Annotated in this window: 23 protein-coding genes, 1 pseudogene and 2 riboswitches; of the genes and pseudogenes, 6 read left to right on the top strand and 18 right to left on the bottom strand. The window is 38.6% G+C overall.

What is annotated here, in order from left to right:
- Positions 1 to 128: 128 nt before the first annotated feature.
- Positions 129 to 542, bottom strand: a complete 414-nt coding sequence (locus tag ACYX4O_RS07820; protein WP_188655686.1) for a Fur family transcriptional regulator — start codon at positions 540 to 542, stop codon at positions 129 to 131.
- 242 nt (positions 543 to 784) lie between these two features.
- Here ACYX4O_RS07820 and ACYX4O_RS07815 point away from each other — a divergent pair, with 242 nt between their 5' ends.
- Both ACYX4O_RS07815 and ACYX4O_RS07810 read left to right on the top strand, forming a co-directional pair.
- Positions 785 to 1,768, top strand: a complete 984-nt coding sequence (locus tag ACYX4O_RS07815) for a permease (RefSeq protein ID WP_476356103.1) — start codon at positions 785 to 787, stop codon at positions 1,766 to 1,768.
- Positions 1,769 to 1,782: 14 nt separating this feature from the next.
- Positions 1,783 to 2,691 (top strand): TIGR03943 family putative permease subunit, encoded by a 909-nt coding sequence (locus ACYX4O_RS07810; protein WP_476356101.1) that lies wholly within the window; start codon positions 1,783 to 1,785, stop codon positions 2,689 to 2,691.
- Positions 2,692 to 2,725: 34 nt separating this feature from the next.
- Here ACYX4O_RS07810 and ACYX4O_RS07805 read toward each other — a convergent pair whose 3' ends face one another.
- The 8 genes from ACYX4O_RS07805 to ACYX4O_RS07770 all read right to left on the bottom strand — a co-directional run bounded on the left by ACYX4O_RS07805 (position 2,726) and on the right by ACYX4O_RS07770 (position 13,122).
- Positions 2,726 to 3,526 (bottom strand): SDR family NAD(P)-dependent oxidoreductase, encoded by an 801-nt coding sequence (locus ACYX4O_RS07805; RefSeq protein WP_476356099.1) that lies wholly within the window; start codon positions 3,524 to 3,526, stop codon positions 2,726 to 2,728.
- Positions 3,527 to 3,650: 124 nt separating this feature from the next.
- The gene (locus ACYX4O_RS07800) at positions 3,651 to 3,887 is read right to left on the bottom strand and encodes a hypothetical protein (protein ID WP_476356097.1); all 237 of its coding nucleotides are present in this window, start codon (positions 3,885 to 3,887) and stop codon (positions 3,651 to 3,653) included.
- Positions 3,888 to 4,272: 385 nt separating this feature from the next.
- Positions 4,273 to 4,854 (bottom strand): DUF2087 domain-containing protein, encoded by a 582-nt coding sequence (locus ACYX4O_RS07795; RefSeq protein WP_476356095.1) that lies wholly within the window; start codon positions 4,852 to 4,854, stop codon positions 4,273 to 4,275.
- A 155-nt stretch (positions 4,855 to 5,009) separates the two neighbouring features.
- Positions 5,010 to 5,771, bottom strand: coding sequence for a sporulation protein (locus ACYX4O_RS07790; RefSeq protein ID WP_476356093.1), 762 nt, complete (start codon positions 5,769 to 5,771; stop codon positions 5,010 to 5,012).
- A gap of 162 nt (positions 5,772 to 5,933) precedes the next feature.
- A complete protein-coding gene (locus ACYX4O_RS07785) occupies positions 5,934 to 7,367 on the bottom strand; it encodes a hypothetical protein (RefSeq protein ID WP_476357042.1) in 1,434 nt (477 codons plus the stop codon).
- Between the two features lie 678 nt (positions 7,368 to 8,045).
- Positions 8,046 to 8,786 carry a LytR/AlgR family response regulator transcription factor gene (locus tag ACYX4O_RS07780; protein WP_476356091.1) on the bottom strand — a complete coding sequence of 247 codons (741 nt, stop codon included), beginning with the start codon at positions 8,784 to 8,786 and terminating at the stop codon, positions 8,046 to 8,048.
- A gap of 159 nt (positions 8,787 to 8,945) precedes the next feature.
- Positions 8,946 to 11,897, bottom strand: coding sequence for an ATP-binding protein (locus ACYX4O_RS07775; RefSeq protein ID WP_476356089.1), 2,952 nt, complete (start codon positions 11,895 to 11,897; stop codon positions 8,946 to 8,948).
- A 238-nt stretch (positions 11,898 to 12,135) separates the two neighbouring features.
- Positions 12,136 to 13,122: an NADPH:quinone oxidoreductase family protein gene (locus ACYX4O_RS07770; protein WP_476357041.1), complete on the bottom strand. Its 987-nt coding sequence runs from the start codon at positions 13,120 to 13,122 to the stop codon at positions 12,136 to 12,138.
- 141 nt (positions 13,123 to 13,263) lie between these two features.
- Between ACYX4O_RS07770 and ACYX4O_RS07765 the strand changes: the two genes are divergently transcribed.
- On the top strand, positions 13,264 to 13,851 hold the full coding sequence (locus ACYX4O_RS07765) for a TetR/AcrR family transcriptional regulator (RefSeq protein ID WP_476356087.1): 588 nt from the start codon (positions 13,264 to 13,266) through the stop codon (positions 13,849 to 13,851).
- Positions 13,852 to 13,867: 16 nt separating this feature from the next.
- Here ACYX4O_RS07765 and ACYX4O_RS07760 read toward each other — a convergent pair whose 3' ends face one another.
- Both ACYX4O_RS07760 and thiT read right to left on the bottom strand, forming a co-directional pair.
- Positions 13,868 to 14,524: a methanogen output domain 1-containing protein gene (locus ACYX4O_RS07760; RefSeq protein WP_476356085.1), complete on the bottom strand. Its 657-nt coding sequence runs from the start codon at positions 14,522 to 14,524 to the stop codon at positions 13,868 to 13,870.
- Positions 14,525 to 14,809: 285 nt separating this feature from the next.
- Positions 14,810 to 15,400: an energy-coupled thiamine transporter ThiT gene (thiT, locus tag ACYX4O_RS07755; protein WP_476356083.1), complete on the bottom strand. Its 591-nt coding sequence runs from the start codon at positions 15,398 to 15,400 to the stop codon at positions 14,810 to 14,812.
- 88 nt (positions 15,401 to 15,488) lie between these two features.
- Positions 15,489 to 15,589, bottom strand: a riboswitch (TPP riboswitch).
- A gap of 340 nt (positions 15,590 to 15,929) precedes the next feature.
- On the opposite strand from thiT, the gene ACYX4O_RS07750 reads away from it, so the two are divergent.
- Both ACYX4O_RS07750 and ACYX4O_RS07745 read left to right on the top strand, forming a co-directional pair.
- Complete coding sequence (locus ACYX4O_RS07750; protein ID WP_476356081.1) at positions 15,930 to 16,115, top strand: hypothetical protein; 186 nt, start codon at positions 15,930 to 15,932, stop codon at positions 16,113 to 16,115.
- A gap of 667 nt (positions 16,116 to 16,782) precedes the next feature.
- Complete coding sequence (locus ACYX4O_RS07745; protein ID WP_476356079.1) at positions 16,783 to 17,979, top strand: MFS transporter; 1,197 nt, start codon at positions 16,783 to 16,785, stop codon at positions 17,977 to 17,979.
- Positions 17,980 to 18,058: 79 nt separating this feature from the next.
- Here the strand turns inward: ACYX4O_RS07745 and ACYX4O_RS07740 are convergent, their stop codons facing one another.
- The 4 genes and pseudogenes from ACYX4O_RS07740 to ACYX4O_RS07725 all read right to left on the bottom strand — a co-directional run bounded on the left by ACYX4O_RS07740 (position 18,059) and on the right by ACYX4O_RS07725 (position 21,341).
- Entirely contained in the window at positions 18,059 to 18,190 is a 132-nt protein-coding gene (locus ACYX4O_RS07740; RefSeq protein WP_476356077.1) for a hypothetical protein, read from the bottom strand.
- Between the two features lie 16 nt (positions 18,191 to 18,206).
- Positions 18,207 to 19,304, bottom strand: coding sequence for a tetratricopeptide repeat protein (locus tag ACYX4O_RS07735; RefSeq protein WP_476356075.1), 1,098 nt, complete (start codon positions 19,302 to 19,304; stop codon positions 18,207 to 18,209).
- A 9-nt stretch (positions 19,305 to 19,313) separates the two neighbouring features.
- Positions 19,314 to 19,460: pseudogene (locus ACYX4O_RS07730) on the bottom strand (helix-turn-helix domain-containing protein); the annotation flags it as partial.
- 984 nt (positions 19,461 to 20,444) lie between these two features.
- The gene (locus tag ACYX4O_RS07725) at positions 20,445 to 21,341 is read right to left on the bottom strand and encodes a C40 family peptidase (RefSeq protein WP_476356073.1); all 897 of its coding nucleotides are present in this window, start codon (positions 21,339 to 21,341) and stop codon (positions 20,445 to 20,447) included.
- Between the two features lie 405 nt (positions 21,342 to 21,746).
- Positions 21,747 to 21,854, top strand: a riboswitch (SAM riboswitch).
- A 60-nt stretch (positions 21,855 to 21,914) separates the two neighbouring features.
- Here ACYX4O_RS07725 and ACYX4O_RS07720 point away from each other — a divergent pair.
- Positions 21,915 to 23,255 (top strand): Na+/H+ antiporter NhaC family protein, encoded by a 1,341-nt coding sequence (locus tag ACYX4O_RS07720; RefSeq protein WP_476356071.1) that lies wholly within the window; start codon positions 21,915 to 21,917, stop codon positions 23,253 to 23,255.
- A gap of 182 nt (positions 23,256 to 23,437) precedes the next feature.
- Here the strand turns inward: ACYX4O_RS07720 and ACYX4O_RS07715 are convergent, their stop codons facing one another.
- The 3 genes from ACYX4O_RS07715 to ACYX4O_RS07705 all read right to left on the bottom strand — a co-directional run bounded on the left by ACYX4O_RS07715 (position 23,438) and on the right by ACYX4O_RS07705 (position 26,463).
- Entirely contained in the window at positions 23,438 to 24,301 is an 864-nt protein-coding gene (locus ACYX4O_RS07715) for an ABC transporter permease (RefSeq protein ID WP_476356069.1), read from the bottom strand.
- Positions 24,285 to 25,226 carry an ABC transporter ATP-binding protein gene (locus ACYX4O_RS07710; RefSeq protein WP_476356067.1) on the bottom strand — a complete coding sequence of 314 codons (942 nt, stop codon included), beginning with the start codon at positions 25,224 to 25,226 and terminating at the stop codon, positions 24,285 to 24,287. Before ACYX4O_RS07710 ends, ACYX4O_RS07715 begins: the two co-directional genes overlap by 17 nt.
- 61 nt (positions 25,227 to 25,287) lie before the next feature.
- A complete protein-coding gene (locus tag ACYX4O_RS07705; RefSeq protein ID WP_476356065.1) occupies positions 25,288 to 26,463 on the bottom strand; it encodes a zf-HC2 domain-containing protein in 1,176 nt (391 codons plus the stop codon).
- Between the last annotated feature and the right edge of the window lie 7 nt (positions 26,464 to 26,470).

Raw genomic sequence — 26,470 nt, 5'->3', positions numbered from 1 at the left:
TAGTCCCCTCCATATGGTTTACGTATAAGTACGACTTACATTTTATCGTAATGATTACGCTTTGTAAACAGTAACTGTTACGTTTTATTCACCAAAAAAAGACAGGGTCTTTATCCAAAAGACCCTGCTTATTGACAAGCTGGGCACTTGCCATACACTTCAAACTTATGATTTTCAATTTGGTGACCTGGTAATGATAATGCAACATCTTCTACAGGGCACAAATGAATAGCACTAGTTTTCCCACAAATTGTACATATAAAATGGTGGTGATGATCACTTGTATCACAATGAAAACGAAATTGCTTTTCACCATCAAAAGACGTCGTTTCCAAAATACCAATATCAGCTAGTGTATATAGATTTCGGTATACTGTATCATAACTCGCACCAGGAAAATCCTCACTAAATTCTTCCCATAACTGCTTAACAGAAACATAAATATCATCGTGTTGGTCTAGTAAGTTCAATAATTTCTCTCGCTGTTTCGTATGCTTGTAACCATGCTCTTTTAAAACTTTTAATGCTCTAGTGGAATTCATTCTATCATTCCTTTATCTGTCTTCTTATTACATTATAGTAAATTTAACGCTATCTGTACATTTTTCAGTATTTACTCTTCTTTATTGCGACTACCATTCCTAGACTTACCTACTAGAGTTACGTCCTCTTAAGCAGTTTACAGGTAAAACTAATTGAAAAAAAGAGGTATACTCATCCATTAGATTTAATAGTATAGTATTAAATGGTAATGATTACGATATAGAGGAGGGGCTTGATCTATATGTTTACTCAAAAAATCTTATCGTTAGTAGGATACATAGTGTTACTTTTATTTTTCGCTCTCTTTATGTTCGGGGATTTGTTTCCGCTTCCTGATATATTAACACCTTCAGAAAATATATTAAATGTGAATACCATTTTCTTGAGTATTGTATTAGAAGCTATACCGTTTATTTTATTAGGGGTATTTGTATCGTCCCTGATTCAACTCTTTGTGAAAGAAGAGCATCTAAACCGATTTATTCCTCGCAATCCAATACTTGCTCTCGCACCAGCTGTCGCAATTGGGGCAATTTTCCCTGTTTGCGAGTGTGCAATCGTACCTATTGTCAGAAGACTAATTGCTAAAGGGATGCCCATGCATGTCGGAATGGTCGTTCTTGTTTCTGCTCCAGTCTTAAATCCAATTGTGTACTTGTCTACCTTTCATGCTTTTCGATCCACCCCTTCTATTGCTTATGCCAGGATGGGACTAGCTTTTGTAATCGCACTCCTGGTTGGTTTGTTGATGTACCTTTTGTATGAGCGTGCCAATCCTCTAAAAGAAAACAAAATTAAAATTGGACATCACCACCATTCAAGGAACCGGTTTAAAGAAATGGTTGATCATGCTAGTGATGAATTTTTTGATATGGGGAAGTTTTTAATAATCGGGGCATTTTTAGCAGCCCTTGTGCAAACGTTCATGGACCGGGATACTTTGGCTTCCATTGGTAACGGAGTATACTCAGGACCAACTGCTATGATGGGAATGGCGTATATTTTATCCCTATGTTCTGAAGCAGATGCATTTGTAGCCTCTTCGTTTCAGTCATTTGCGACACCAGCCTCTTTGCTAGCCTTTCTGGTATACGGTCCTATGATTGACTTAAAAAATACAATTCTTCTCTTTGCCTATTTCCGAGCGAGATTTGTAGCTTCACTCGTATTCGTTATTACGTTAACGACCTTTAGCATCATTATGATTTACCAAAACTTCTTTTAAGGAGGCTAAACTTTATGAAACGTCACCATCATATTTTTATTAGAAGTGTGATATTACTAGGCTTTACGTTACTACTATTTAAATTAATGGTTACAGGCAATATTTATAATTACATCGCTCCTAAAATGCTTCCTTACTTTTATTTCGCATTAATCGTTTTTATGATCCTGGGTGGTAGGCAATTTTTGAGGGGAGACCGGGAACAAGAAGAAGCATGTGGATGCAACCATGAACATACTTATTCAACGTCTACAGTTAAATCGTTCAGTATCTACCTGTTATTTATTTTACCAGTAATAAGTGGGTTTTTATTTTCAGAACATACCCTAGGGGCTTCAGTCGCTAAGAAAAAAGGGTATCAGTTTGCTCAAATAGACGAGTCAACAAAATCTACGAATGGAATTCTAAACGAAAGTAATCATCAGGAAGGCGTTAAACAATCAGGAGTTAATCAAGACATAGGTGAAACATCTCTAGAAGATAGTGTGATTACACCTAAAGACATGTATCCAGAACGATACACAGAAATGAGTACAAAAGAGAAAATCGTGTTAAATGACGATAATTATATCAGTACGATTAACCTTTTAGAGGAAGAACCAGAAACATTTGCAGGTAAATCGATTGTGATTCGAGGGTTTGTATATAGAGAACCAAATTTTCCTGCTTCAAGAATCGTGGTGGGTCGTTTTGGAGTAAGTTGTTGCGTAGCCGATGCAGGGATCTTTGGTCTTATGGTAGAAGGAGAACAAGTCCTTAATTACAATGAAGATACATGGATTGAGGTGCATGGAATCGTTCAAACGGCTATATTCAATGACTGGCATTTGCCTATTATAGAACTCTCCTCAATCCACGAGATCAATAAGCCTAAGCAAACCTATGTTTACGAAGAAATCGATTATAGTAATTTAGAAAAATGACAGAAGCCCTGGAAGTAGTCTTCCAAGGCTTTCTTTATCTCATCACGCCTCCACCTGATACTTTTAATGACTCCCCTACAATATTCTCAGCCGCATCAGTAAGTAAAAAAAGAATCGAATTCGCTACTTCCTCTGGCTGAGTGATACGTCCTGAAGGTAACCCCTGTTCTGCCACCTCTAACTGTTCCTCAAAATTTCTTCCTTCTCGTTCACCAATAGAAGCAATTGAGTTCCTCCCCATCTCTGTATCAACAAACCCAGGACACACCGCGTTCACTCGTATTTTTTGTTGAATCGCCTCATGAGCAAAAGATTGAGTGAAAGCCGTTATGGCAAATTTCGATCCGCTATAAGCTGTATTTCCATATGTACCTCTCAATCCAGATAAAGAAGAAAGGTTCACAATGGCGCCATGTTGATGTTGTTTCATTTCCCTATAAACCTCTTGTGTAAATAAAACAGTTGAGAAAAAGTTGAGTTCCATTGTTGAACGAAGCTCCTCTTCTGAAAGGTCTTCTAACGTTCCACCACCTGTTTTTCCAGCTGAATTCACAAGTCCATATACAGGCCCAATTTCTTTTGTAGCTTCTTGAATGACATACTTTCTGTCGCCTTCCTTATTTAAATCAGCAGGGACACTTTGCACATGAGCACGACCATCAAGTGCGATGCATTCATCTTTTAGTTGATAAAGCTTTTCAGAATCCCGACCCGTAATTGTAATTGCAGCACCAGCTTGCACCGCTTTTTTCGCTACCTCATATCCGATGCCACCTGTAGCTCCTGTAATCATAATATGCTTCCCTAGTAAGGCGTCTTCTGCGAAAATGGCCATAATTCTCCTCCTCTTTCATTTATCTACCTATTTATCCTATTTATCGAATAATTAAACGCTTGCTAAACCAAACAAAAAAAGCTGTCTTTAAAGTAGGCACAACTTTAGAGACAGCTCTTATTAATTAATATGAATAAAGGTACTTCTTCTCATGCGGAGAGGAAGTTGTGTGGGGGAGCATCAATTCTTGATCAATAGATACAATTTGAAATGAATAACGTTCATAGCTTCCTAATTCTTTAAGTGCATTCACAAAGCATTTGGCGGCTCCAAAATCATTAAAAACGAGATCCTGGTTGTCAGTACTCTGAAAAGTAATCTTCGTCATTTGGTTATAATAAGCAATAACTTTGAATCTCATGGGAAGTCGCCTCCTCAAAGGTGAAAGTTTCTACCTTTTCATCTATTATCCGCCAAAATTTCTGAAAATTCAATACGAAGATCATTATTCTTAGAAACTTAATACAATCTGACATACTTCGACAATCCCTTTTCCAAACTTTCACCTGAGGTTATTCATTTACACTTTCTTTTTGTTATTTATCTTGTCAAACAAAGGGTGAACAGCACTTTCCTGTTCATTAAGTAAGCTTTCCTTTAATTAAATTGATCACACATTCCATCAATCCTATCAGCAACAAATAATTTCTGATAGGGAAAATGGGAATTCGATGCCATCATAACCCTCCTCATTAGATACTCATCGAACTAGATTTTTAAAAAGAAAGAGTGTCTAATTGACACTCTTAAAATTCGATCGGCCACATTTCTTTAGGGTTAAGTTCATATTGGTTGCTCTCTCGATACATAAAATGATTCATCACCCATTCACGGCGAATGGTTGCGTAGTCTTCATGAAACTGCTTAATATACTCATTGATTTCTTTTTCGTCATATAACTTCCCCGTCTCTATACCTCTAATCATATAAGCCAGTACGACGAGCTTCTTCTTCCTTTGACTTGGAATTTGCTTAAGCGTACCATCTAGCGCAAAGAAGTTTTTCACAATGGATAACTTATCTTTATCTTCTACACTCATTTCAGGCCGCACATTTGTCACCTCCCCAATTTGTAAAATAGCGTTAGCACTATATTCTAATTTCTTTTGGTCTAAGTAAAAATAGATCGTATTCTTATCTCTTCTTTGATACACAATCCCAATTTGTTTCAATTTCGCTACGTGATGAGTAATAGTTGGCGGCTTTAATCCTAATTTGTTGGCAATTGCCTGACCGTGGAGAGGTCCATGTTTAAGAAGTGAAATAATTCGAATTCTCGTTGGATCCCCCACCACCTTATGAAAATTGACCACTTTGTCTAATTGCATTTACAAACCTCCAAATTCGATGAGTATCTAATTAGATAGTAAACTAATCTCCAAGTTTTGTAAATATTAAAATAAAAATCTAGAAAACCCAGCACCGAATAAAATGACATAAAAAAGGAAAGCCATAGGCTTTCCTCTTCCCTAAAGTAATTTGTTTAATTAGCAAATCTCGCAATTACTTGTTCTAGCTGATTTGCTACAGATCGTTCTCCATTTGCAATATCTGCATTTGTGAGACGTGTGCGAACATGACTCTCGTCAGCGTCAAACGCTTCTGCTAATAAACCTCCCAAACCTTTCGCGCGACGGTCCACCTCTAGCACAAGTTCTACCCCATCTTCTTGTGGGAAGAAGACAACTTCTAGTTCATCAAGATCTCCGCGGAAACGTCCTCCAGGTAAGAATTCAAATTCCTGAACAATCTGTCGGTTACGAGCTTCTTCCATTTCCACTTTACGTAACGAGAAACCAAGTTCATGTTGAAGAGCGGTAAGAATCGTTTGTACAGGTTCAGCTGGATCCACATGAATAAAATCACGGTCTTGAGGATCTATTGCCATAGGGATATCAAGTCCTGTCTGGAACCAAATCGGAAGACGCCCAAAACTTGCAGGAGTATTTAAAGGAAGCTTAAAGGAGAAGTCAATTTCTTTATCCTCCCCTTCCTTCAATGTAAAGGATTCTGTAATGTTGAAGCTGTGAATGATCTCTTCTTCACGTACTTTTCGATCATCCTTTTCTTTTACAACTTCAGTCATTAAAAACAAGTTGATGCGATCAATTTGCTGCTCTGCATTCCCGCCTTTCATCACAACCTTGCCTCGTACCTCTTCACCTGCTGAAAAGCGTTCTTTCTCTAACTGTGTATCGACTTTCGCAGCGCCTACACCAATACTTGCCATAATCTTTTTAAACATCGTTAATCATTCCTTTCTTCGTGTTACTACATACCTTTTATACGTTCCAATCATTTAATATGTTTCATCCATTACAAAGATATTTTTATTTTAACATTCTTAGAATAGTAGAGCACAAAAAAACAGGTGAGCCTATGTCCACCTGTAGGTTAGATTACCAAATTACCAAAATAGTATGCCAAACACCGTTGCAGCTATTAACCCAATCATTACAGGCAGGAAGTTTCGCCTTACAAGCTCCATTACAGAAACTCCACAAAAACCAGCAATTGCAATGACAGACGACCAGGCTATAATCGTCCCTCCACCTGTCCAGATCGATCCCATTTGCCCTATCGCCGCGAGTGTACCTGCATCTAATCCTGAAGATGCCATAGCACCAGCAAGCGCTCCTGTTAAAGGTAATCCAGAGAAGCCAGATCCATCAAGACCGGTTATGATTCCAATTAATAGAATGCTGAAAGCTACTAGGATCGAGCTTTGAGGTAAGAGATCCTGACTCGATTGTACAAGATCGAATAAAAAGGCGGGTGCTGTTGCCTCCCCTAAAGATAATATGCTCCCTGAAAAATCTGAACTTCCTAAAAAGAAAAATCCAGCTATTGGTATAACGGGTCCCATAGCTTTAAAAGCAAATACAAATCCATCTGTAATATGCTCTGTAATATAATCTAGAGAATTCTGGCGACCGAAGGCAACCGTTGCCAATAGCAGCAAAATAACAGCTACTCCTCCAATAAAGGCAGCTCCGTCCCCTCCTTCTAGACCCCCCATTCGTCCTGACCCCAATTTAGTCGTAATCATAAAGACCATAACACCAAGCATGGATAGAGGAACGAGCACAGCAAATAGTTTGCTCCACATCCCTATTCCCTGACTTTTTGCTACCCTTGTCGATTCATCCCCTGCACCTACCCCTTGTAACGACCGAAGTTCTACTTCGTTCTGCACATCTTGAGAAGACCTGATACTAGTACGATAGAATAAATAAGCAAGCAAAAGCGCAATAACCCCTGTAATAATAGATAAAATAAACGCCTTATCCACCACTTCACTTGTCTCTATTCCAGCAGATGCCGCGGAAAGCCCAGGCGCTACTTGCATAATGTAATCAGATGACAAGGCCATCCCCTGACCCGCAAGAGCAACGGCCATCGCAGCCAACATAGCAGGTAATCCAGCCCAAACGGCAGCTGGTACGAGTAGAGCACAAATTAAAGGAACTGCTGGTGTTGGCCAGAAAAATAAAGATATAACATACGTAACGGCCGCTAAAACAAAGTAAGCGATATGCCCGTTTGTCATAACTTTTTGAATGGGGATAATCATCCTTCGATCTGCCCCTAAATCACTTAAAGCCTGGAGTAAAGCAACCATAAACGTAATAATTAAAAAGATATTAAAGAGCTCTTTAGCTGCTACAAGGTTTGCATTAAAGACAGAAGTAAATCCACCTATTACACTTCCCTTGTATACCCAAGCAATTAAAAATGTACCTAGTAATGTTGGTAACACAACCCCTTTTCTAAACATCATTGTGGCAATAATAACGATCGTTATGATCCCGTACATCCAATGCGTAACGGTTAATTCCACTTTAGGATCACCACCCTTTTCTTCTACACATTCTGTGTGTGCTATTACACTATGCACGAATGCCCAGAGTGGTGTTTAATCCTATATATGCATTAGAAAAAGGCTGTGCATATGCACAGCCTTTTCCCTCTTTATCTCTATATATCGTCGTCTCTTTTTAGCCAATCCAAACGTGTTTTCTCTAGTTATCTCTTTTTCCTTGGAAAGGTGAGCTCACTTACCAAAAGTGAGGGCCCACCTAAACGGCCTATGTGGGTAAGATCAACTATTTAATGGAGTATGTTTCCCCGATCGGTCCTTTCGAATCGTTGATGGTGGTTTTCGAAAAGAACCCTATACTCACATCAAATCAGGTAATGAAAATCATTAAATAAGTAACTATCTAATTACCCTTCATTGATCTTGTATATAATGTAACAGTTAATTCCTTTTAATTCAAAATAAAAATGGTACTTTAGACCAATTACTGCCCCCTTTAAGACATAAGGAAGAGCATTTCAAACAAAAAAAAAGACCATTTAAAGCAATATTTGATAAAAAATCGACATATGTCCTATACACCTCAAAAACTCCAGTATAAAGAGAGCGTTGCATTCTCCCAACTTCGATCCTTACATTTAAGGAGGCTTATATGGAACAACCAAAAAGCCCGTCTGATTAAGACGAGCTTATACCCCATTACAAGAAGTCATTCATCATATGCTGAATGCGTTGTATGTTCTGCTTCGATATTTGAGCAGGCTCTTCATATCCATGAAAGAAAACTAAATAACTTTTCCCAGAGGTTTGAATCCTTGAGATCCGTTCTAAATTAATGATGAAGGACCGGTGAGACTGAACGAATTTATCATCCAAATATTCCATAAAATACTCTAATGTTTCAGGTGAGGAATATTGTTCATAAGACGTATGTATAACTGCTTTTCGGTCGCTTTTCTCTATAAATAGTATGTCATCTACTTGTACATAGTAAAGTGAGCGATTAAAACGGACAGGAATTCGTTGGTATTCTTTTAACTTCGTTTCTTGGTTTTCAGTATTAAGTTGGTTCAGTATTTTCTTGGCCCTTTCTAGAGATAAGAGCAAACGATTAATTTGAATAGGCTTCATAACATAATCAACTGCATTTAAGTTAAAAGCCTCCACTGCAAATGTGTCATATGCTGTAGTAAAAATAAACTGAAGATCTGCATTTATTTCTTTACAGGCTCGGATTGCTTCATTACCTTTTTGTTTTGGCATTTCAATATCACAAAGCACAAGGTCAGGTTCAGAGAGAATCACTTTTTCAACAAGCTGTTCCCCATCTGTTGCTTCATCAATGATTTCAAATGTATCACCAGCAACCTTTTCCACCATTTGCCTTAGCAACTTACGCGAGGCATCTTGATCATCGGCTATTAATACTCGATACTTCATTATTTACATCATCCTAATAAGACTAGTTTCCTAATAATTAGTATACGATAAAGCTACCAATTTGTTTAGGAAAATACGAAATTTAAAAAGAGAATTCTATTACAATATAAAATCCAAAGAAAAAAAGCAGCTAGGGAAGGCTCCCACGCTGCTTTTCCTTTAATCAGATTGTTTAAATAAGTGAGCTTCAACCATCTTCATAAATTTCCCTACTTGAATTGGTTTTGTTAAATAATCGTCAAACCCAGCTGCTATACCCTTCTCAATATCTCTAGGCATAGCATTTGCACTAATGGCTATTACAGGAAGATCACGCGTTTCATCCATGTCCTTTAGACGGGAGAGAACCGTAAAACCATCTATACCTGGTAAGTTAAGATCAATTAAAATAAGGTTAGGCTCATGGGCTTGAGCAAGGTCAATTCCCATCTCCCCTGTGGTCGATGAAATCAACTCAATTTGCTCATATGTCTCTAATATACGCCTAACTAGATTTAAGTTGGCGGGATTGTCTTCTATATACAAGACCTTTTTCTTTTCAGCAAACTGTATAGGAGCGCTATTCCGTTGATCATACCATTGTGCTGATAAGCTATTCGGTTGATCTACAAGGGGAAGTTCAATCCAGAAAGTACTCCCTTTACCTGATTCACTTGTTAAAGAGATTGAACCATCCATTAAGGACACTAGCTGCTTCGATAATGTTAATCCGATTCCAGTTCCTTCTACAATATCATTACTTGGAACACGGGTGAATGGCTCAAAAATACTGTCCATTTCCTCTTCCACAATTCCTATACCTGTATCTGTAACAGAGAAAGAAACTTTATCATTTTGAACATGGCAAATAAACGAAATTTCTCCACCTTCACGATTATACTTTACAGCGTTAGACATTAAATTTAGAAGAACTTGTTTCAGCCTCGTTCGATCTGCAAACACAAATTGACTGTGACAAGCACATTCATCAACGATCAGTTTAATATTTCGCTTTTTAGCAAGTGGTTGTGTAATACTAACAACTTCATCAATTACAGGAGAAACCTCAACAGGCTCAATGGAGATCGACATCTTCCCTGACTCCACTCGAGCTAAATCTAAGATATCATTGATAATGGTTAATAAGTGGTTGCCTGCTTTTATTATTTCCTCAACACTCTCGTCTTGAGTCGGGCTTAGCTTGTGGTCACTGTCATACTGCAGAAGCTGAGCAAATCCTAAAATTGCATTCATCGGCGTTCTCAATTCATGACTCATACTCGAGAGAAAATCCGATTTAGCTTGACTTGCACGCTCGGCCTCTTCTTTTGCATCCCGAAGAGATTTCTCCATTTCCTTTAATGGGGTAATATCTCGAGCTGTTAAAACGAAATGTTGAAATTCTCCAGACGATTCAATTATCGGGGCAATCCTTCCTTGGAACCACCTTGTTCCCGTCAACGTCTTTATAACATATTCAATATTCTCTGCTTTTCCCGTTTTGTTTACGTAGTCGATTGTTTCCATAAACAGATCAGCCTCATCTTCAGAGAAAACTTGATCGATTGTAGTTTGCAGAAGTTCGCTTTTAGGCTTAGAAAGCTTTCCCTCGTCATTCGTCCATATATTGAGATAGGTACCTTGTCGATCCAACTGCATAATCACATCATCAATAGACATAACAAGTGCTCGAAGATCACCTTCTTTAGAACGAATCTCTTCTTGAGCTTCTTTCAGTGCTTTATTAGAAAGTCCTAGGTTTTGGCCCATTTCAATTATACTTTTAGACGTTTCATCTAACTCGTCAATATCAAAGGCTCGTCTCCTTTGGAAATAGTTCCCTTCTCCTATTTCCTTCACCATTTGGTTCATTTCTACGAGCGGCTTAGAGATCGTTTGACTTACCTTCCGTGAGTTCCGGTATAAAACGATGAAGAAAAAGATATAGAATAATATCAAGCCTAAAATCATAAGGGCACCAATTTTCACTAACTTCCCATTCATTGTGTAAACATCTTCAAAAACAGCAGACTCATCTACAATAATTAAAAAGCGCCAACCTGTTCCTTCGACGGTCGACCAAGCTGCAAACTTCTTCTCACCTTCCCACTCTAAAGTCTTCAATCCATTTTCCTGACCGACTAATACTCTTGCAAGCGACTTTGCTTGAGAATGTACTAACATATTGTATGTACTTGGCTTATAAATATCTCCAGTACTTGAATCACCATGTCCCTGATCTTCAAGCGCTTCTACCCCTAACAATCTTTCAGCATCCTCAGATAAGGCTAAGATCTCAGCATCATCTTGTACAAGCATGCCCACCCCTTGCCAAGGAAGATCGAGGTCCTCGATTTTATCTCCAATTGTACCGATTGTTATATCCATCCCTACTACTCCCTCAAGTTGGTCCTCGTTGTACACAGGTGCAATAGAAGAGAAGGTCCAACCATTCCCAGCAGGATCCCAATAAGCAGGTGTCCACAATGGTTCTCGATTCTGATTATGGTCTGCGTCAGCTCTATAATAAAAATTAAATTTTGTAATATCCAGATCAGACTCAAATTCAAGTTCCATTCCATCTACAAATGGATAAATGATATTAAGTGAATCAGAGGTATTAAAATAAATGGAGGAGGCTAATGGCTGTGAGTTATAAATATTCTCCATTAACTCTTGGCTCTTCAGTAACTGAGCTACCTTTTCACGATCCTGTCCCCCACTGGTACTATAAAAAATCGCAGCACCACCATCAGGGCGATCTTCATCTGTATATAGTACCCCTTCTTCTGTTTCTTCGAGTCTATTTATATCATTTTGAATCGAATCGTCTATTGAAGTGGGTTGTTGGAATGATTCTTTTATTTCTTCTTGAAATAACTTCGTTGCATTTGAAATGGAGCGAACTTGATTTGAGATGACTTCTGCCTCTCTTGAAGCAGACTCTCTCATGTCTTCTTCTGCTTCATTTTTTATTAGGTCTATCATTTCATTCTTTGACCATTCGCTTGCTACAAAGTAAATACTGACAAACGCCAGTTCTACAACTAGCAAAGGGATCAAAGCGACTTTCAAAAAATTTTGCCAGACCCATCTTGTCAGAGGATAAGTTGAGTGTTGCTTAAACTTCATCACCGTAAACTCCTTATTACCTTTATGTCATTTATGACTATGCTAATATACAGTCTTTTCCTATTGTAAGGTCTTTTCCCCTAACAGACGAGCTTTCTTTCTACCATTCACCCTTACTTTTTATATTTTCGGGGACAATTGTTGACTTTTTAAGCAAAAAACAGTACTTCCCACTACATTATACTATTTAATGTCACAAAAAAAGCCCTTCCATTATAGAAGGGCTTCTCAAAAATTATTACATTTTTACAATTGTGCGACCTTTCACTTTGCTTTGTAAGATGTCAGTGAGCGTTTGTGGAAGTTCGTCTAACGTAATTTCATTCTCTATTTCGTTCATCTGATCTGGCTTTAAGTCAGTAGCAAGTCGATCCCATACTTGTTTACGCATATCCATTGGGCAATAGACAGAGTCAATTCCTAATAGATCAACACCTCGAAGTATGAATGGCATTACCGTTGTCGGCACCTCTACACCTGCGGTTAATCCACTTACTGCAACAGAACCACCATATTGAATAGAAGCTAAGACACTTGCTAATGGTTTACCTCCAACAGGATCAACAGCGGCTGCCCATTTTTGTGATTGGAGAGGGCGTACTTTCTCAGGTGTTACCTCTTCACGGGAGATAATCTCTGTAGCGCCGATTGAACGTAAATAGTCATGTTCAGACTCTTTACCTGTAGAGGCAACAACGTGATACCCTTTCTTAGAAAGCATGGCAACAGCCATACTACCTACGCCACCTGTTGCTCCACTAACAAGTACAGGTCCATCTTCCGGTGTTAAGCCATTCTGTTCTAAACGGTGAACAGATAAAGCTGCAGTGAAACCGGCTGTACCGAATGTCATAGCTTCGCGAAGGGATAATCCCTCCGGTAATGGAACAACCCACTCAGCCGGAACACGTGCGTATTCACTAAACCCACCATCATGTGAAACACCAAGTCCATAACTTGTTACAATAACCTCATCCCCTTCTTGATAACGATCATCATTTGAGGATGTAACTGTACCAGCAAGGTCAATTCCAGGAATGATTGGATAATCTTGCACGACTTTGGCTTTAGGATTTGTTGCTAGTCCATCTTTATAGTTTACACTTGAATAGGCTACCTGTATGGTCACATCACCTTCTGGAAGCTCTGATTCTTGTCGTTCTACTACGTTCGTTGTAACTTGATCTTGTTCTTTTGTAGCTAATAAAGCGCGGAATGTCATAATCTAATTCCTCCTCTTTATAGGTTAGTCTTTATTTTCGATTCACTTTTTATTCTGACTGGTCAAAATAAATATGTCAATTAATTTGTCCCAACGGTATAATTTTTATACAATGATGGTACTATAGATAATTCGGAGGCTGACATGAAAAAAAGAGAGCAACAACGAAAAGAACAACTGCTTCAGGCAACTTTTGAAGCAATAGCAGATAAAGGGTATAGCTCGGTTACACTTCAAGACATCTCGAATTATGCAAGCGTCAGTAAAGGCGTGACCAATTATTACTTCAAAAATAAAGAAGATGTCTTCGCTCATCTATTAGAATGGCTAACCAACAAGATTTATCAAAAAGAAGCAAATGCAGTGCAACACGCTCATACTGCAGATGAAATGTTAGCCGCCTATGTGAACGCTGTATTCGTTGGGCCGAGGGAGAATGATCGATTTTACAAAGTATATCTGGACTTCCTTTCTTACGTTCCTAAAATCCCCCGTTTTCAAGAAATCAATCAACGTTTTTACAACAATTGTTTTTCTATTGGACAATCTATTATTTCTAAAGGGAAAAGTGAAGGAAAGTTTTTAAATGTAGACACTGAAAAAGGACCTAAAGCGATTCGAAGCCTAATTGATGGCTGCATTATTCAATGGGTGATGAGCGGGGACCATAGTCTGCATAAGATGTATAAAGACTTATGTTACGAATCCATTACAAATATGCTTAAAGATTAAAAAAAAAGAGACTTCCTTAGCGGAAGTCTCTTCTGTTCTTATTATCTTGCATATGAATCTGGGAACGAAGGTCTTCTATTTCTGAAACGAGGCTAGCGATCATCTCGTCGCTCTTACGTAACTCTTCACCCAACATCTTAATGGTATCTTCTTCCCACTGGAACGGATCTCCATTCTCAGGAGTGACGGGCAAATTCGAGTATTCTTCCCCACCCTGCTCTTCGTTCTCATTCAAATGAACCACAACGCGACAATGGTCGTCACCAACAGCAATTCGTTTATCAAGTTTGACTTTTGAGTACCCAAAGTGCCTAGAAGCAATCCCCCCTATTACACTAGAAGTCATCTGACACAAATGAGGCGCATCTTTCACCATATCTCCAAATGGACATTGATTTCCTTTAACAACAATTCGTTCAGGTGTCACTTCTTCTATCTCAAAGTGACCTCCAATATCATTCTTAATGGCAAGGATTACATTGACATATTGATCAACAGACCGTGTAGATTTAGCATCTACATATTGTCCCTCCATCCATTCTCCTGCTCGAATCCCTAGTTGTTTAATATATTCTTCGGCACGATCACCTATTGCTTTTTCATGTAGTGTTGCATACTGAGTAAGAAGTTTAGAGAGAAATGTTTGCGCCGTTAATGTTTGATTTTGACTCATTTGTTATTTCCCCCTTTAAGATATATTCCACATACACCTTTACCCTATTTATGGAATTATCAACCTTATTCTATTAATTATTTAAAAAGCTTTTTTATATATAATTCCACCTATTTCCAAAGGGATGAATCTCTCTTAGACCTTCTATATATTTAACTCGTAAATAAAGGCCTTTTAAGGCTAGTACTTCCTCAATCAAGCTGCTCTCAAACTCTATATTCAAACAAAAACGTGCCGCAGAGTAAATTTCCCTGCGACACGCAACTAATAAATATTGTTATAGAGTTAGGCGGATTTAATAGATTCGGATCCTCCAAAATGGAGTAACTTTGGCTGTTTGTATAAGATAATATTCAATATTACAGCGCTAATAATGAAAGATGGGAGCATATACCCGATGTTATACGTTAACGAATATATCCAAACAGGTGTGCCCTCAGGTGCAAATGAAGAGAAAAATACAATCCCGCCTATAAAGTGACTCATGAACCGAAGGCTACTACCAACTAGCGTCCCTAAAATAATATAAAACGTAAATGATTTTGCATGCCCTTCACGGACAGCTTTTAGAGCTGGTTTTGCGAAGATCCCGGCTACTCCGACCACTGTATATGCAAGTGGATAGTCCATTACATACTGCACAGGATGAACGATGAACGGGTTAATTAATGAGTTAAATATACCCACTAACAGACCTGTAGTTAAACCTCCTTTTAACCCCCAACGGTAAGCCATAAAGAAAATCGGCACCATAGCAAAAGCGATAGATCCACCTTGCACCCATAATGGAATCGTTAAAAATGGTAAACTTAGAACAGCACCTAATGCAGCAAACATGGCAATCTCCACCAAAAACAGGATTGAATTACGTTTCATCTTTACTCTCCTCCTTAAAGATAAATATGTACATACAAAAAAAGCAATGCAAGGGAGAGCTTTAAGATAAAAGTCCATTTGCATTGCGCCATCACTAAAGCCACATCCCTACGCTAGTACTAACTAACAGGTTCAAAGGGTCAGAACAAAGCGTTCAATCTCAGCCTTCAGGCTCCCCTTGTGGTCTTCTTTCTTATGCTTTTTTCGTTACTCCTATTATAGGTGAAGAAATTAGTGGACTCAAGTCATCAATATAAAGATTCTTCTATTTTCATCCAATATTTTCATATTTATTTCATATTTATGTGGTATACTAACAAGTGGGGTTTCATACTTTACTTATAAAGTTTTCTCAAAACCCTCATCCAAACATCCATTCTATCCTTCTCTATCTCTTCTACTTGCGAAAAATCTCCTTTATTAGCTCATATCGCTGTTTCTTTTTACCTAATTTTCGAGAATACACTTTTATTTCCTTCCTTTTGCTCCATCTACCCCACATCAATGTCCCAAAGAAGTTTACAGACCCTTGTATTACAATATAATTAAGTACTACAGCACTCATTTTAGCTGGTTAGTCTCGTCTCAAGATGTGCGTAGCTTATTAAATAGCGCGACAACGCTTCTAGGCGATGCTTTCTACTACGGTAATGGGTTCATTAACGTACAAGAAGCAATGAACGCAGCTACTACTACTTTTGCAGTAGCACAATAAATGAACTTTCCCCTTCGTTCCCCGGATCCTTCCGGGGAATTTTTTTGGCTTTAAGGTTTAATATTGTTATATTTTCAAGTATAGGGCAGATTGTTGAAGATATGAAGCATAGACATGTTAGTGTAAATAGGGTCGTTATTTTGTTGAGAGCTTGGGGTGTCTGGGGAACGACTCGCTTTCCGCGGGCGAGCTGTCGAGCTTCCTCGGGAAAACCACCCTGCGGGATCTCGTCGACCTCTTTCTCCCGCAGGAGTCTCCTCGTTCCCCAGACACCCCTTACCAGATTAAGTATAACGTCCCCTCAGCTCGAGTATGGCGGTGATCCAATATCCCCCTCTTATGTAGCATGCTTCCGTTCTACTATATATGGCAAAGGTGGTTCGGGGAATTGCGAGACTCCTGCGGCACTAGGAGCCTTGGGGAGACCCCACAGAGAGCGTAGCGAACGAGGAGGCTTCCCAGCTCGCCGCGGAAAGCGAGCGATTTCCCGAACCGCCTTACCCGCAATCTGAGCAAACGGAAGCATTCTCTCAATTTCGAGTCTTTCTTATACGGAACTCTTTAGGAAGCATATGCCTTTACAAAGATCCTTGATAAGCCTATGATGTTCCTTGGTGTTTATAATCGAGATTCCATCATGTAACAAAACACCACAGGAGGACTTATTATGACACAAACAAAATCACCGATATGGACGAAAAGCTTCCTTTTTATTTCCTTAAGCAATTTCTTCTTATTCCTAACCTTTTATGCCTTGTTAACCACATTACCAATCTTTGTAACAGATGATTTACAAGGAACAGAAGCACAAGCAGGTTTAATTGTTACATTGTTTTTACTATCAGCGATACTTGTGAGGCCTTTTTCTGGAAAACTACTAGAAGACTTCGGAAAGAAAAAAATGCTTCTCATAAGTCTTTTACTATTTATGTTGACTACCTTCGTTTATGTAGCAGCAACTAGTTTTTACTTATTATTAGCTTTACGATTCTTCCACGGTATCTGGTTCGCGATAGCCACTACAGCAGCTGGTGCAATTGCTGCAGACATTATACCAGATAGCAGGCGTGGTGAAGGACTTGGATATTTTGCTATGTCAATGAATCTTGCTGTTGTCGCAGGTCCTTTTTTGGCTTTATCGCTTTTAAACTGGATCTCTTTCTCAACACTCTTTATTGTACTTGGATCCCTTTTAGCAGGAGCTCTCTTTTTCACTAGCTTTGTAGCTGCTCCTGTTATGAATGAACCTTCTAAGAAGAAAAAAGTAACGCTGCATGATTTATTTGAAATAAATGCTTTACCCATCGCATTAGTAGGAAGTTTACTAGCTTTCACCTACTCTAGTGTTATATCTTATATTTCTATTTATACGAAATCTCTGGGATTACTAGAAGCAGCAAGTTTCTTCTTTGCTGTATTTGCTGTTGCAATGCTTATTTCGAGACCGTTCGTTGGGCGTATCTTTGACTCTAGAGGCCCAAGCATTGTTATTTACCCATCCCTAATTCTCTTTGCTTTAGGTTTATTTACACTAAGTATGACGACTTCTTCCTTTATGCTCTTGCTGTCAGCTACACTAATCGGTCTAGGCTACGGAAGCCTTGTCCCTTGTTTCCAAACACTAGCTATTCAGTCTGCTGATCACCATCGAAGCGGACACGCAACAGCAACTTTCTTTACACTCTTTGATACAGGAATTGCAACTGGCTCTTATGTTTTAGGTGTCGTAGTCTCCCTACTTGGATATAAACCTTTATATTTTGTAATGGGTCTGTTTGTGTTTATTGTTATGTATCTTTACAAAGTTATAAATAATAGAAGAAGGAATTCAATCAAATCAAGTTCCCCCGTTCACTCTTCCTAAGAAGGATTGCAGTGACCTAAACACCTTCTCTATTACAGACTAAAATCCCCTAGCTCTTAAGAGCTAGGGGATTTTAAGATTAAATATCTGTCAATTCAATTGTTGTCGGTTCTGGTTCTTCATCAAGTGCTAATTGAGTTGCCGAGAACCCTCCTAGTGCTGAGAATGCAATTGCCCCTACTGCCAAAACTGAAATCATCCATTTTTTCATACTTCCCACTCTCCCTCTACGTAATTGATAATTTTTTATATGATTCATTAGCTAGAGTTAAATAGTAACAAGCATCCTTATACCTTTTGTTTTTTTGTAAGCATTCAGCCAACAGTTCACAGTATAGTCCGATATAAAACTGGTTTTCATTATCGATAAAATAAGGAATAACTGTCTCTTTTAAATAATGCTCTAGACTAATGAGATCCTCAAGAACCCGGTATTTATATACCTGAAAATAATAGCGTAGGATTTTGAAGTCGTTTTGTTGTTCGATCATAATCAATCCTCGATCGATCCATTCCAACGCCCTGCCCCGTTCACTTAGCTCAAAAAGTGACTCCACAATGGAAGCAATACTAGTCAACTTTCCTTTTACATTATAGTTATCTTTATACACTAGACTTTTCTCAAAGTAATCAATTGCTTTTTCATGATGGTTGAGAGCTGCATGAAGCGAACCTAAATTATGGTAAGCAATCCCTTTTAAATAAGAGCTTTGCAAGTTTCCTGCTGCCTTTACAGCTAGTTGAAAGCACTGTTCTGCTTGTTCAAATTGGTGAATTCGCTTATAGCATATTCCAAGTAAAACCTGGCAATCACCACTTCGTTTAAAGTCGAATTGGACTGTATACAGGTTTAAGGCTAACCTAGCGTAATGAAGCGATAACGTCACATTTTGAAGGGAAGATTCATTAATAGCTGATATAAAATACAAATCAGCCCGCTCATGATCACTAAGTGTAATTTGATGAGCAAGTGCTAATGATTTCTTATAATACTGCTGAGCTTCTCTGAATCTTTCTTGCATATTATGATACAGTCCAGAGAATTTCATATAATAGTACTGATGCTTCTCTTCAAATAGGTCCTGCATCCTTTCTAACTTATCTAATAAAACGGGTACTTCTGAAAAGTGACGCATCAACAAATGATAGCGAACCTCATACAACTTAAACAAAGCTAGTATACTCGGAGTTGAGAGTGTGCTCATTTTTTGCTTTAACTTTACATATAATTCTGTTGCTTGGTCCGTTTCTCTATGCATAATTACGGTGTACCACTCGTGTAGTTCTTGTTCGAGTAACTCTTCATCTACACCTTCTTCAAGCACTTCAACTGGAATATCCAGGCGATGTAAGAGCAGCTGAACAATTTCCTCACTTGATTTAGTAAGCCCATTTTCGATCTTACTTAAATAAGAAATTGAACAAATTCCCTGAGCCGTTTCTTCAAGAGTACGATTTTGGTTTAACCGATGTAATTTAATTGTTTTTCCTACTTCAGACCCTTTTAAGATTTAATATCAACTCACTCTCTAGTGAAGCAACATCCTTTGCTAGAGTATATGCTTCAAATGTTCCAACTACCCCTCTCACAACCGTTTACTCATTTGGGAAAGCAAATCTATAAATATAGCCATAAAGACTGGATTATATCTGCAATTTTTCCCAAACATATTACGAATATAGGATGTAAGTTATATTCATCATAATCAATAATTAGAAATATATCAATATTCTGATAATTTTAGGTACTAGAGTACTAGTTCTTATGGCCCGAAACCTTACTCCGCTAGGTTCATTCGAACTATAAATTGATCGTAACCTTTTTATCACAAGTATGTTTAACAATAGAGCAGTAATCATGAACACTCAAAGCTGAGAGAATGTTTTCGTTAACTTCAATTGTGCATAAGGTGGGCCTGGAAACCAATCGCTTTCCTGTGGCTCACCTAAGCTCTTCTGCCCACGGGAGTCTCGCAGTTTCCAGTCCCACCTTTACCATATAAGGGTTAACAAAACATGCTATATGGGGTGACTTCAGCCCCCCTGATGCTACCTACGGGGGCCGTTCACCTCTTTAAAAGTCGGGGCTTGCTCGGGGACTGCGAGACTCCCGCGGGGGAAGGAGCCTAGGGAAGACCCCGCAGAGAGCGACAGCGAACGAGGAGGCTTCCCAGCTCCCCGCAGAAAACGAGTTGTCCCCGAGCAAGTCCAAGCACTCATAATCGTAACGGCCCTTTCCATACTAAAATGTCTCAGTTTCAATCCTTCCGTATAAGGGGGCTTATGTGGAAGGAGTATAAAATCAACAATAAACATGAACAAAGCCAAAAGTTAAATTGCGTATCGATTCATCTATACTAGTTTATAGAACTAGCAAGCTGGGTATAAGAACAATAGAATATAAAAACTCCCCTTTGGTTTTTGAAACCAAAGGGGAGTTATAACCGTACAGTAAAATAGACTTTCTATTGGTGTTGGTAAAGCGTCTCATATAAGGTTGAAGAAAAATCGGCGCGGGAGACATTTTCTGCGGAATAGCTCTTTATACTTTGGTCCTTAGCAATACCTGATGCTTCAAACGAGTTCAGTACCATTGTAGTCATTTCACTGAATGTGATTGTTTCGTTTGGTTTAAATTCTCCATTTAAGAAGCCGTTAATGATGTCTAGCTCTTCCATCGCTGCTATATCATTAGCAAATTGATGATTAGGGTCTACGTCAGGGAATGTCGTATTATCAGATGCTTCATGATCAATGATTCTATTAAACAAAGCAGCTGCTTGCCCTCTAGTAACATCCTTATTAGGTTTGAATGTACCATCATGGTACCCTTTAATAATTTCACTGCTCACTAAAGCCTTAATTGCTTCATAAGCCACATGGTTTTCATTTACATCAGCAAACAAACTGTTTGCATTTAACCCTGCTACACGGCGCGCTGTAGCAAACTTAGGTCCCCAGTATGGGTTGCTAAGTGAAACAATGTCAATTCCCCTGCTAGATGTAGCACTAATAAACTTATTACCACCCACATAAATCCCGACATGCGAGATGCCTGCTTTATATGTGTTCTCAAAGAATACTAGGTCTCCTGGCTTCATATTGCTTTTACTAACTGCTTGTCCTACTGTTGCTTGACTTCCAGTTGTACGAGGGATTGAAATACCCACTTTGTTAAAAACATATTGTGTATATCCTGAGCAATCGAATCCACTAGGGCTCTGGCCACCAAATACATAAGGCACACCTATGTGATTCTTAGCTACATTTAATAAATCATCTTGACTAGCCGCCCCAGCTACAGATGCGCCACTAAACGTAAACATTACCGCCATTCCGCATGCTACAATTTTCTTCAACATATTCCCCACTCCATTTTCTTCTAGTATCGTCTGTTTTTTCTTCTACGACTATTCTACCAAAAGTTTCTTTGTCATAAAGTTACGTTTATATTACAATTTGTTTTCAAAAAAGACATATTTCTTTATAAACATTCTACAAAATCCACTCAAAACTCCATTTTCATTGTAATAGGAAAATGTAGGTAATAAAGAAAAATGAAACTTTAGTACACGTTCTAAGCGCAGTATTATTTAGGGAGTTGTCCCCAATTAGTTTAATCTAGGATCTTCCAACCCACAAAGGCATGCCTTTTATCTTACTTTTTTGTAAATTCTATTAATGCATCATTTCTTCTTCTTTCATTGACAATAAAACATGTAATAAGTAAACTTAGACATTGCATGTAAAACAAAAATGAATACTCCTTCTTATCACGAGAGGCGGAGGGACTGGCCCTACGATGTCTCGGCAGCGGGCTCATTATTAATGAGTGCTGTGCCAAATCCAGCAAGGTTACACTTGATAGATGAGAAGAGGAGCTCTAAATAAAAAGCCCTCTTCTGATCAAGAAGGGGGCTTTTTTTGATTATCACATGTCATTTTTCACACAATATTATAAACAAGCAAGAAAGAGGTGCAACAACATGAATATAAACAAAGGGAATCCACTTGCCCTGTTACCCTTATTCATTTTCTTAGTTATCTTTGTAGGATCCGGAATAGTAACAGGTGATTTCTATTATATTTCAATCTTAATTCCAGCCCTAATTGCAGCCATTGTAGCAATCCTGCAAAATCGAACAAAGCCAACCTTTGAGAAAGTCGAGCAATTCGCAAAAGGTGCAGGCCACCCTGACATTATGATTATGGTTTTTATTTTCATATTGGCTGGTGCTTTCTCATCGGTGGCAAGCAGTATTGGAGCAGTAGAGTCTACAGTAAACTTGGCATTAACCTATCTTCCTGAAAACTTAATTATAGTTGGAATTTTCATTATTGCTGGCTTTATATCACTTTCTATGGGGACATCAGTTGGTACTATTAGTGCTCTAGCACCCATTGCTGTCGGAATTAGTGCTGAAACGGATTTCACTGCGGCATTATCACTTGCAGCAGTAGTTGGTGGCGCTATGTTTGGCGACAACCTATCGATTATTTCTGATACGACAATTGCAGCGGTTCGAACACAGAAAACGGAAATGAAAGACAAGTTTAAAGCGAACTTCTTTATCGTTCTTCCTGCAGCCATTGCAACTATTATAGTCTTAATTGTGATCACTTCAGGTGGAACCTCTTCTGTTGAGGCAGACAGTTTCAATTGGTTAAAGGTTATTCCTTATATTGGCGTTTTAGTGGGGGCGTTAGCAGGTTTGAATGTTATGGCCGTGCTCATTGGCGGAATTCTGCTCTCTGGAATCATTGGAGGAGTCAGTGGGGAATACTCTCTTGATGCTTTTATGACAAACATTACATCAGGGATTAACTCGATGTCGGAATTAATTTTCCTTACTATTATTATTGGCGGGATTGTAGCCATGATTCAACACAATGGTGGGATTCAATTCCTTCTTTATACACTTACAAAAGGAATTCGTTCTAAAAAAGGTGCTGAAGGCAGTATCGCTGGCCTTGTAGCAACTACAAACCTAGCTACAGCAAATAATACAATTGCGATTATTACGACAGGACAATTAGCAAAGAACATTGCTGATGAATATGAGATTGATTCCAGAAAGTCAGCAAGTTTACTCGATATCTTCTCTTGTACGGTTCAAGGTTTAATTCCATATGGAGCACAGTTATTAACTGCAGCCCAAATTGGAAGCCTATCACCAATAGAATTACTGCCGTACTCTTTCTATCCTATATTAATAGCTATATCCGGTATCATTGCAATTGCAATTGGATTTCCACGTTTTAAGAAAACAGCATAAAATTACTAAAAATGACGGGATGTATGTATCCCGTCATTTTTTAATACTTGTGAACTATAAAAATGAATCAAAAACGTACAATTGTCCCGCCATTGTCTCCTTTTTTGTAAAGACAAATAATAGAAATAAAAAGAAAATCGTAAATAATGGAATAGACATCCACTTTCCCATGTGACTCCCTCCTACACATCACGCTTTCGGAATAATATAATCGCTACTGCGAGCGCAATACATCCATACATAATGGTATAAAGAATCATCACATTATTAGGAGTAGATGCACTTGCAAACATCCCCTGCTGAGCAAGACTGACAGGGTTGTCCGCTGTATCAAATAGGAATACAGTCATTTTACGGTACATAGCGTCTACAGGAAAAATGAGGCTTGAAATAATGCCTATATTCACAAGCGCTCCCTTCTCCATTATAGTTCCAATTTGCTCTACAAACCCTCCTATAAAAGCAGAACCGTACAGGATAATTAACACAATCCCCGCATTTAGCGTTGTCATTCGGCTACTTAACATGACACCTAACGTTACTAAAACAAGGGGTTGTAACATATACGTTGCTACAGCACTTACAATTTGGCTAATGGTAAAATCCAGGGATACAACTTCGCCGCCTATGCCTTGATGCAGAATAATGATGCCCGCAAATAAAAAAACCGCGTAAGCAATTAACAACCCTCCAAGACCAATTACTTTACCAAACAAAAACTGTGTACGCGTTATAGGTCGCATTAGCCACGTATCGATTTGGTGACTATCTATTTCACTAGCGATTGCACTTACACTTGATAAAATGGAGAGCAAAGCAACAATGAACGATGAGAAATAAAGCCCTATGCTTAATAATTGAGAGGAAAATAGCTGTTGCTGCATCATTTGGTCTACGGTAGAGGCTCCAAAACTTTTCCAATCCTTAACTGCAAAATGTATAGCTATTCCATATAAAATAAGAAACACGGCTGTCATCATCATTGTAATAAGGAAAATGCGTTTGGATACAATTTCTTTAAACGTTAACTTAGCGATGGTCCACATAACGACGCTCCTTTTCATTCACCCAATGCATAAACACATCTTCTAAATGAGGGATAACGGGTGTTACTTCATAGATTGGAAGCTTATGATTCGCCAAGAAATCGACAAGTTTCGGAATATCCTCTTCCCTCTTCAATTGATATAATGCTTTAGATCGGCCATTTACAGCTTCCTTTCTTTCTACATTACGAACAAAGTCAGGAAAATCAAGATTTCTTGACTCAGCTTCAACCGATGACATAATTTCAACCTGTGCTTCCACCATCATGAGTTCACGCCATTTCCCCTGAACGATTAGTTCACTCTTATGTACAATAGATACATGATCACAAACTGACTCTACCTCATTGAGTAAATGACTATTCAAGAAAATGGTTTTCCCTTGATCTCTTAAATGAAGCATTAAATCACGGACATCCTTCCTTCCTATTGGATCAAGAGCTGATGTTGGTTCGTCTAAGAAGATCAATTTTGGATCATTAATTAGCGCACAAGCAAGTCCAATGCGTTGTGACATCCCTTTTGAATACCCTTTAATCTTTTCTTTATCGCGGCCTTTCATCCCAACGAGGTCAACCACTTCTTCGATCCGCTTCTTTCTTTCACGTACTGGCACTTTACACAATTCTGCATGACTTTCAAGTAATTTTCGACCTGTGAGCCAATCTGGGTATCGAAATAGTTCTGGCAAATAACCTACTTTTTCTCTTGATTCCGGCGTACCAATGGGTTCCCCTAAAATCTTTCCTTCTCCGCTTGTAGGGGTTAAGAGTCCTAACATGGTTCTCACAAACGTACTCTTCCCAGCACCATTAGGACCAAGAAATCCATAAACCATGCCCTCTTCTATTTCCAAAGACACATTACGTATACCAGCCTGGCCATTGTAGGTTTTCGTTAACCCTTTAGCTTCCATCACATTCATAACCCTATCTCCTTTCAACACACACGCACAAAATGGGCTGCATTTAAGCAGCCCTTCATAATTATTGTGCTAAATCGTTGGCAATTGATTTTAGTTCTTGGTTCGTTAGACGAGATTTTTCAATCCCATTATGGCCATGAACCGTATAGGAATCTACTATATGGATGTACTCCCCTTCTTGCCACATAATTGTAGCCCCGCTATCGCTACTCATTAAATATCCTTTGTTTCCTGCGATATTCAACTCTTCTAACTCTTCATCCTCATGTTCAATATAAGGAAGTGGTAATGTTTCTTCTATGCTTTGAATCTGCTGAATTTGACGTTTTACATTATAAGGAACAAAGGGAAGTTCTAGTAATGTATCCTTGAGCTCTTCAACTGAAGTACCTTTAGGAACCGCAAAGGTCGGAGCGTCAACCTTAGAATAACTCACCTGGTCCTCTTCTCTTCTAAAATCGAAATTCCGTGATTCTCCAACTTGTAATGAGAACGTTTTTCCATCTAATGCTTGATCAAATTGTCGTTTCACACCGAACTGCGTTAATAAATTATTGGCTTTTTTTACATCTAGATTAAAGCTCATCTTATACCCTGGATCAATGTTTAGGCTTTCAAATGTAAATGAATCGATTTCCGGAACATCATATCCAACTTCCTCCGCTTCTTGCACTCGGTTAAATCTAGATTCTTCACTATAACTGTTAAACTCAGTTGTTCTATCTGAAATTCCTATTTCACCAAGCCCTTTCAATTCAAATGTCCCTTCTTCTTCACGGCTTAGCCATTGGTCAACTTCGTTCATATCCTCTTGCGTCAGTTTAACCATTTCAACCTGATTGACGCGGAACATGGAAAGAAATTGATCGGCAGCAACTTGAACTTGTGGGAAAGCGAGAGATCCAAAAATTGTAGCCGCTGCTACTCCAGAAGCAATAAAACGTTTGGTTTTCGTTGTCAATTTAAACACTCCTTTTTGTTTTTGTGGTTGTTCACTACCGTGGATTACAATCGAGTCATCCTTCATTTCCTTATTCTGCACCTTGCTTTCAAATGAACGCCAGGCAGCATCTACATCGATGTGGAGATCTTGTTCTTGAAGCGAGAGTTCAATTTCAGACTCCAGCGCTTGTAATTCTTCTAATTCTTCACGACAAGAAGCACAGGTTTCTAAATGTTGCATGACAACCTTCTTCTCATCACGGGTTAATTCGTCATCTAAATATGCTTGTAACATTCCGTTC

This window comes from Pontibacillus sp. ABV4_188, from assembly GCF_056311905.1.
Note: the sequence above shows the minus strand (reverse complement) of the source record. Positions and strands in the feature narration are given on the sequence as shown.

Excerpts from the sequence above, each read along its gene's own strand:
- ACYX4O_RS07710 (WP_476356067.1), bottom strand. The coding sequence starts at position 25,226 with ATGAATGTGATGGAAGCTAAAGGGTTAACGAAAACCTACAATGGCCAG.
- ACYX4O_RS07720 (WP_476356071.1), top strand. The coding sequence starts at position 21,915 with ATGTCATTTTTCACACAATATTATAAACAAGCAAGAAAGAGGTGCAAC.
- ACYX4O_RS07715 (WP_476356069.1), bottom strand. The coding sequence starts at position 24,301 with ATGTGGACCATCGCTAAGTTAACGTTTAAAGAAATTGTATCCAAACGC.
- ACYX4O_RS07790 (WP_476356093.1), bottom strand. The coding sequence starts at position 5,771 with ATGTTTAAAAAGATTATGGCAAGTATTGGTGTAGGCGCTGCGAAAGTC.
- ACYX4O_RS07795 (WP_476356095.1), bottom strand. The coding sequence starts at position 4,854 with ATGCAATTAGACAAAGTGGTCAATTTTCATAAGGTGGTGGGGGATCCA.
- ACYX4O_RS07740 (WP_476356077.1), bottom strand. The coding sequence starts at position 18,190 with ATGAAAAAATGGATGATTTCAGTTTTGGCAGTAGGGGCAATTGCATTC.
- ACYX4O_RS07805 (WP_476356099.1), bottom strand. The coding sequence starts at position 3,526 with ATGGCCATTTTCGCAGAAGACGCCTTACTAGGGAAGCATATTATGATT.
- ACYX4O_RS07815 (WP_476356103.1), top strand. The coding sequence starts at position 785 with ATGTTTACTCAAAAAATCTTATCGTTAGTAGGATACATAGTGTTACTT.
- ACYX4O_RS07725 (WP_476356073.1), bottom strand. The coding sequence starts at position 21,341 with ATGTTGAAGAAAATTGTAGCATGCGGAATGGCGGTAATGTTTACGTTT.
- ACYX4O_RS07765 (WP_476356087.1), top strand. The coding sequence starts at position 13,264 with ATGAAAAAAAGAGAGCAACAACGAAAAGAACAACTGCTTCAGGCAACT.
- thiT (WP_476356083.1), bottom strand. The coding sequence starts at position 15,400 with ATGAAACGTAATTCAATCCTGTTTTTGGTGGAGATTGCCATGTTTGCT.
- ACYX4O_RS07760 (WP_476356085.1), bottom strand. The coding sequence starts at position 14,524 with ATGAGTCAAAATCAAACATTAACGGCGCAAACATTTCTCTCTAAACTT.
- ACYX4O_RS07810 (WP_476356101.1), top strand. The coding sequence starts at position 1,783 with ATGAAACGTCACCATCATATTTTTATTAGAAGTGTGATATTACTAGGC.
- ACYX4O_RS07820 (WP_188655686.1), bottom strand. The coding sequence starts at position 542 with ATGAATTCCACTAGAGCATTAAAAGTTTTAAAAGAGCATGGTTACAAG.
- ACYX4O_RS07775 (WP_476356089.1), bottom strand. The coding sequence starts at position 11,897 with ATGAAGTTTAAGCAACACTCAACTTATCCTCTGACAAGATGGGTCTGG.
- ACYX4O_RS07780 (WP_476356091.1), bottom strand. The coding sequence starts at position 8,786 with ATGAAGTATCGAGTATTAATAGCCGATGATCAAGATGCCTCGCGTAAG.
- ACYX4O_RS07705 (WP_476356065.1), bottom strand. The coding sequence starts at position 26,463 with ATGTTACAAGCATATTTAGATGACGAATTAACCCGTGATGAGAAGAAG.
- ACYX4O_RS07800 (WP_476356097.1), bottom strand. The coding sequence starts at position 3,887 with ATGAGATTCAAAGTTATTGCTTATTATAACCAAATGACGAAGATTACT.
- ACYX4O_RS07745 (WP_476356079.1), top strand. The coding sequence starts at position 16,783 with ATGACACAAACAAAATCACCGATATGGACGAAAAGCTTCCTTTTTATT.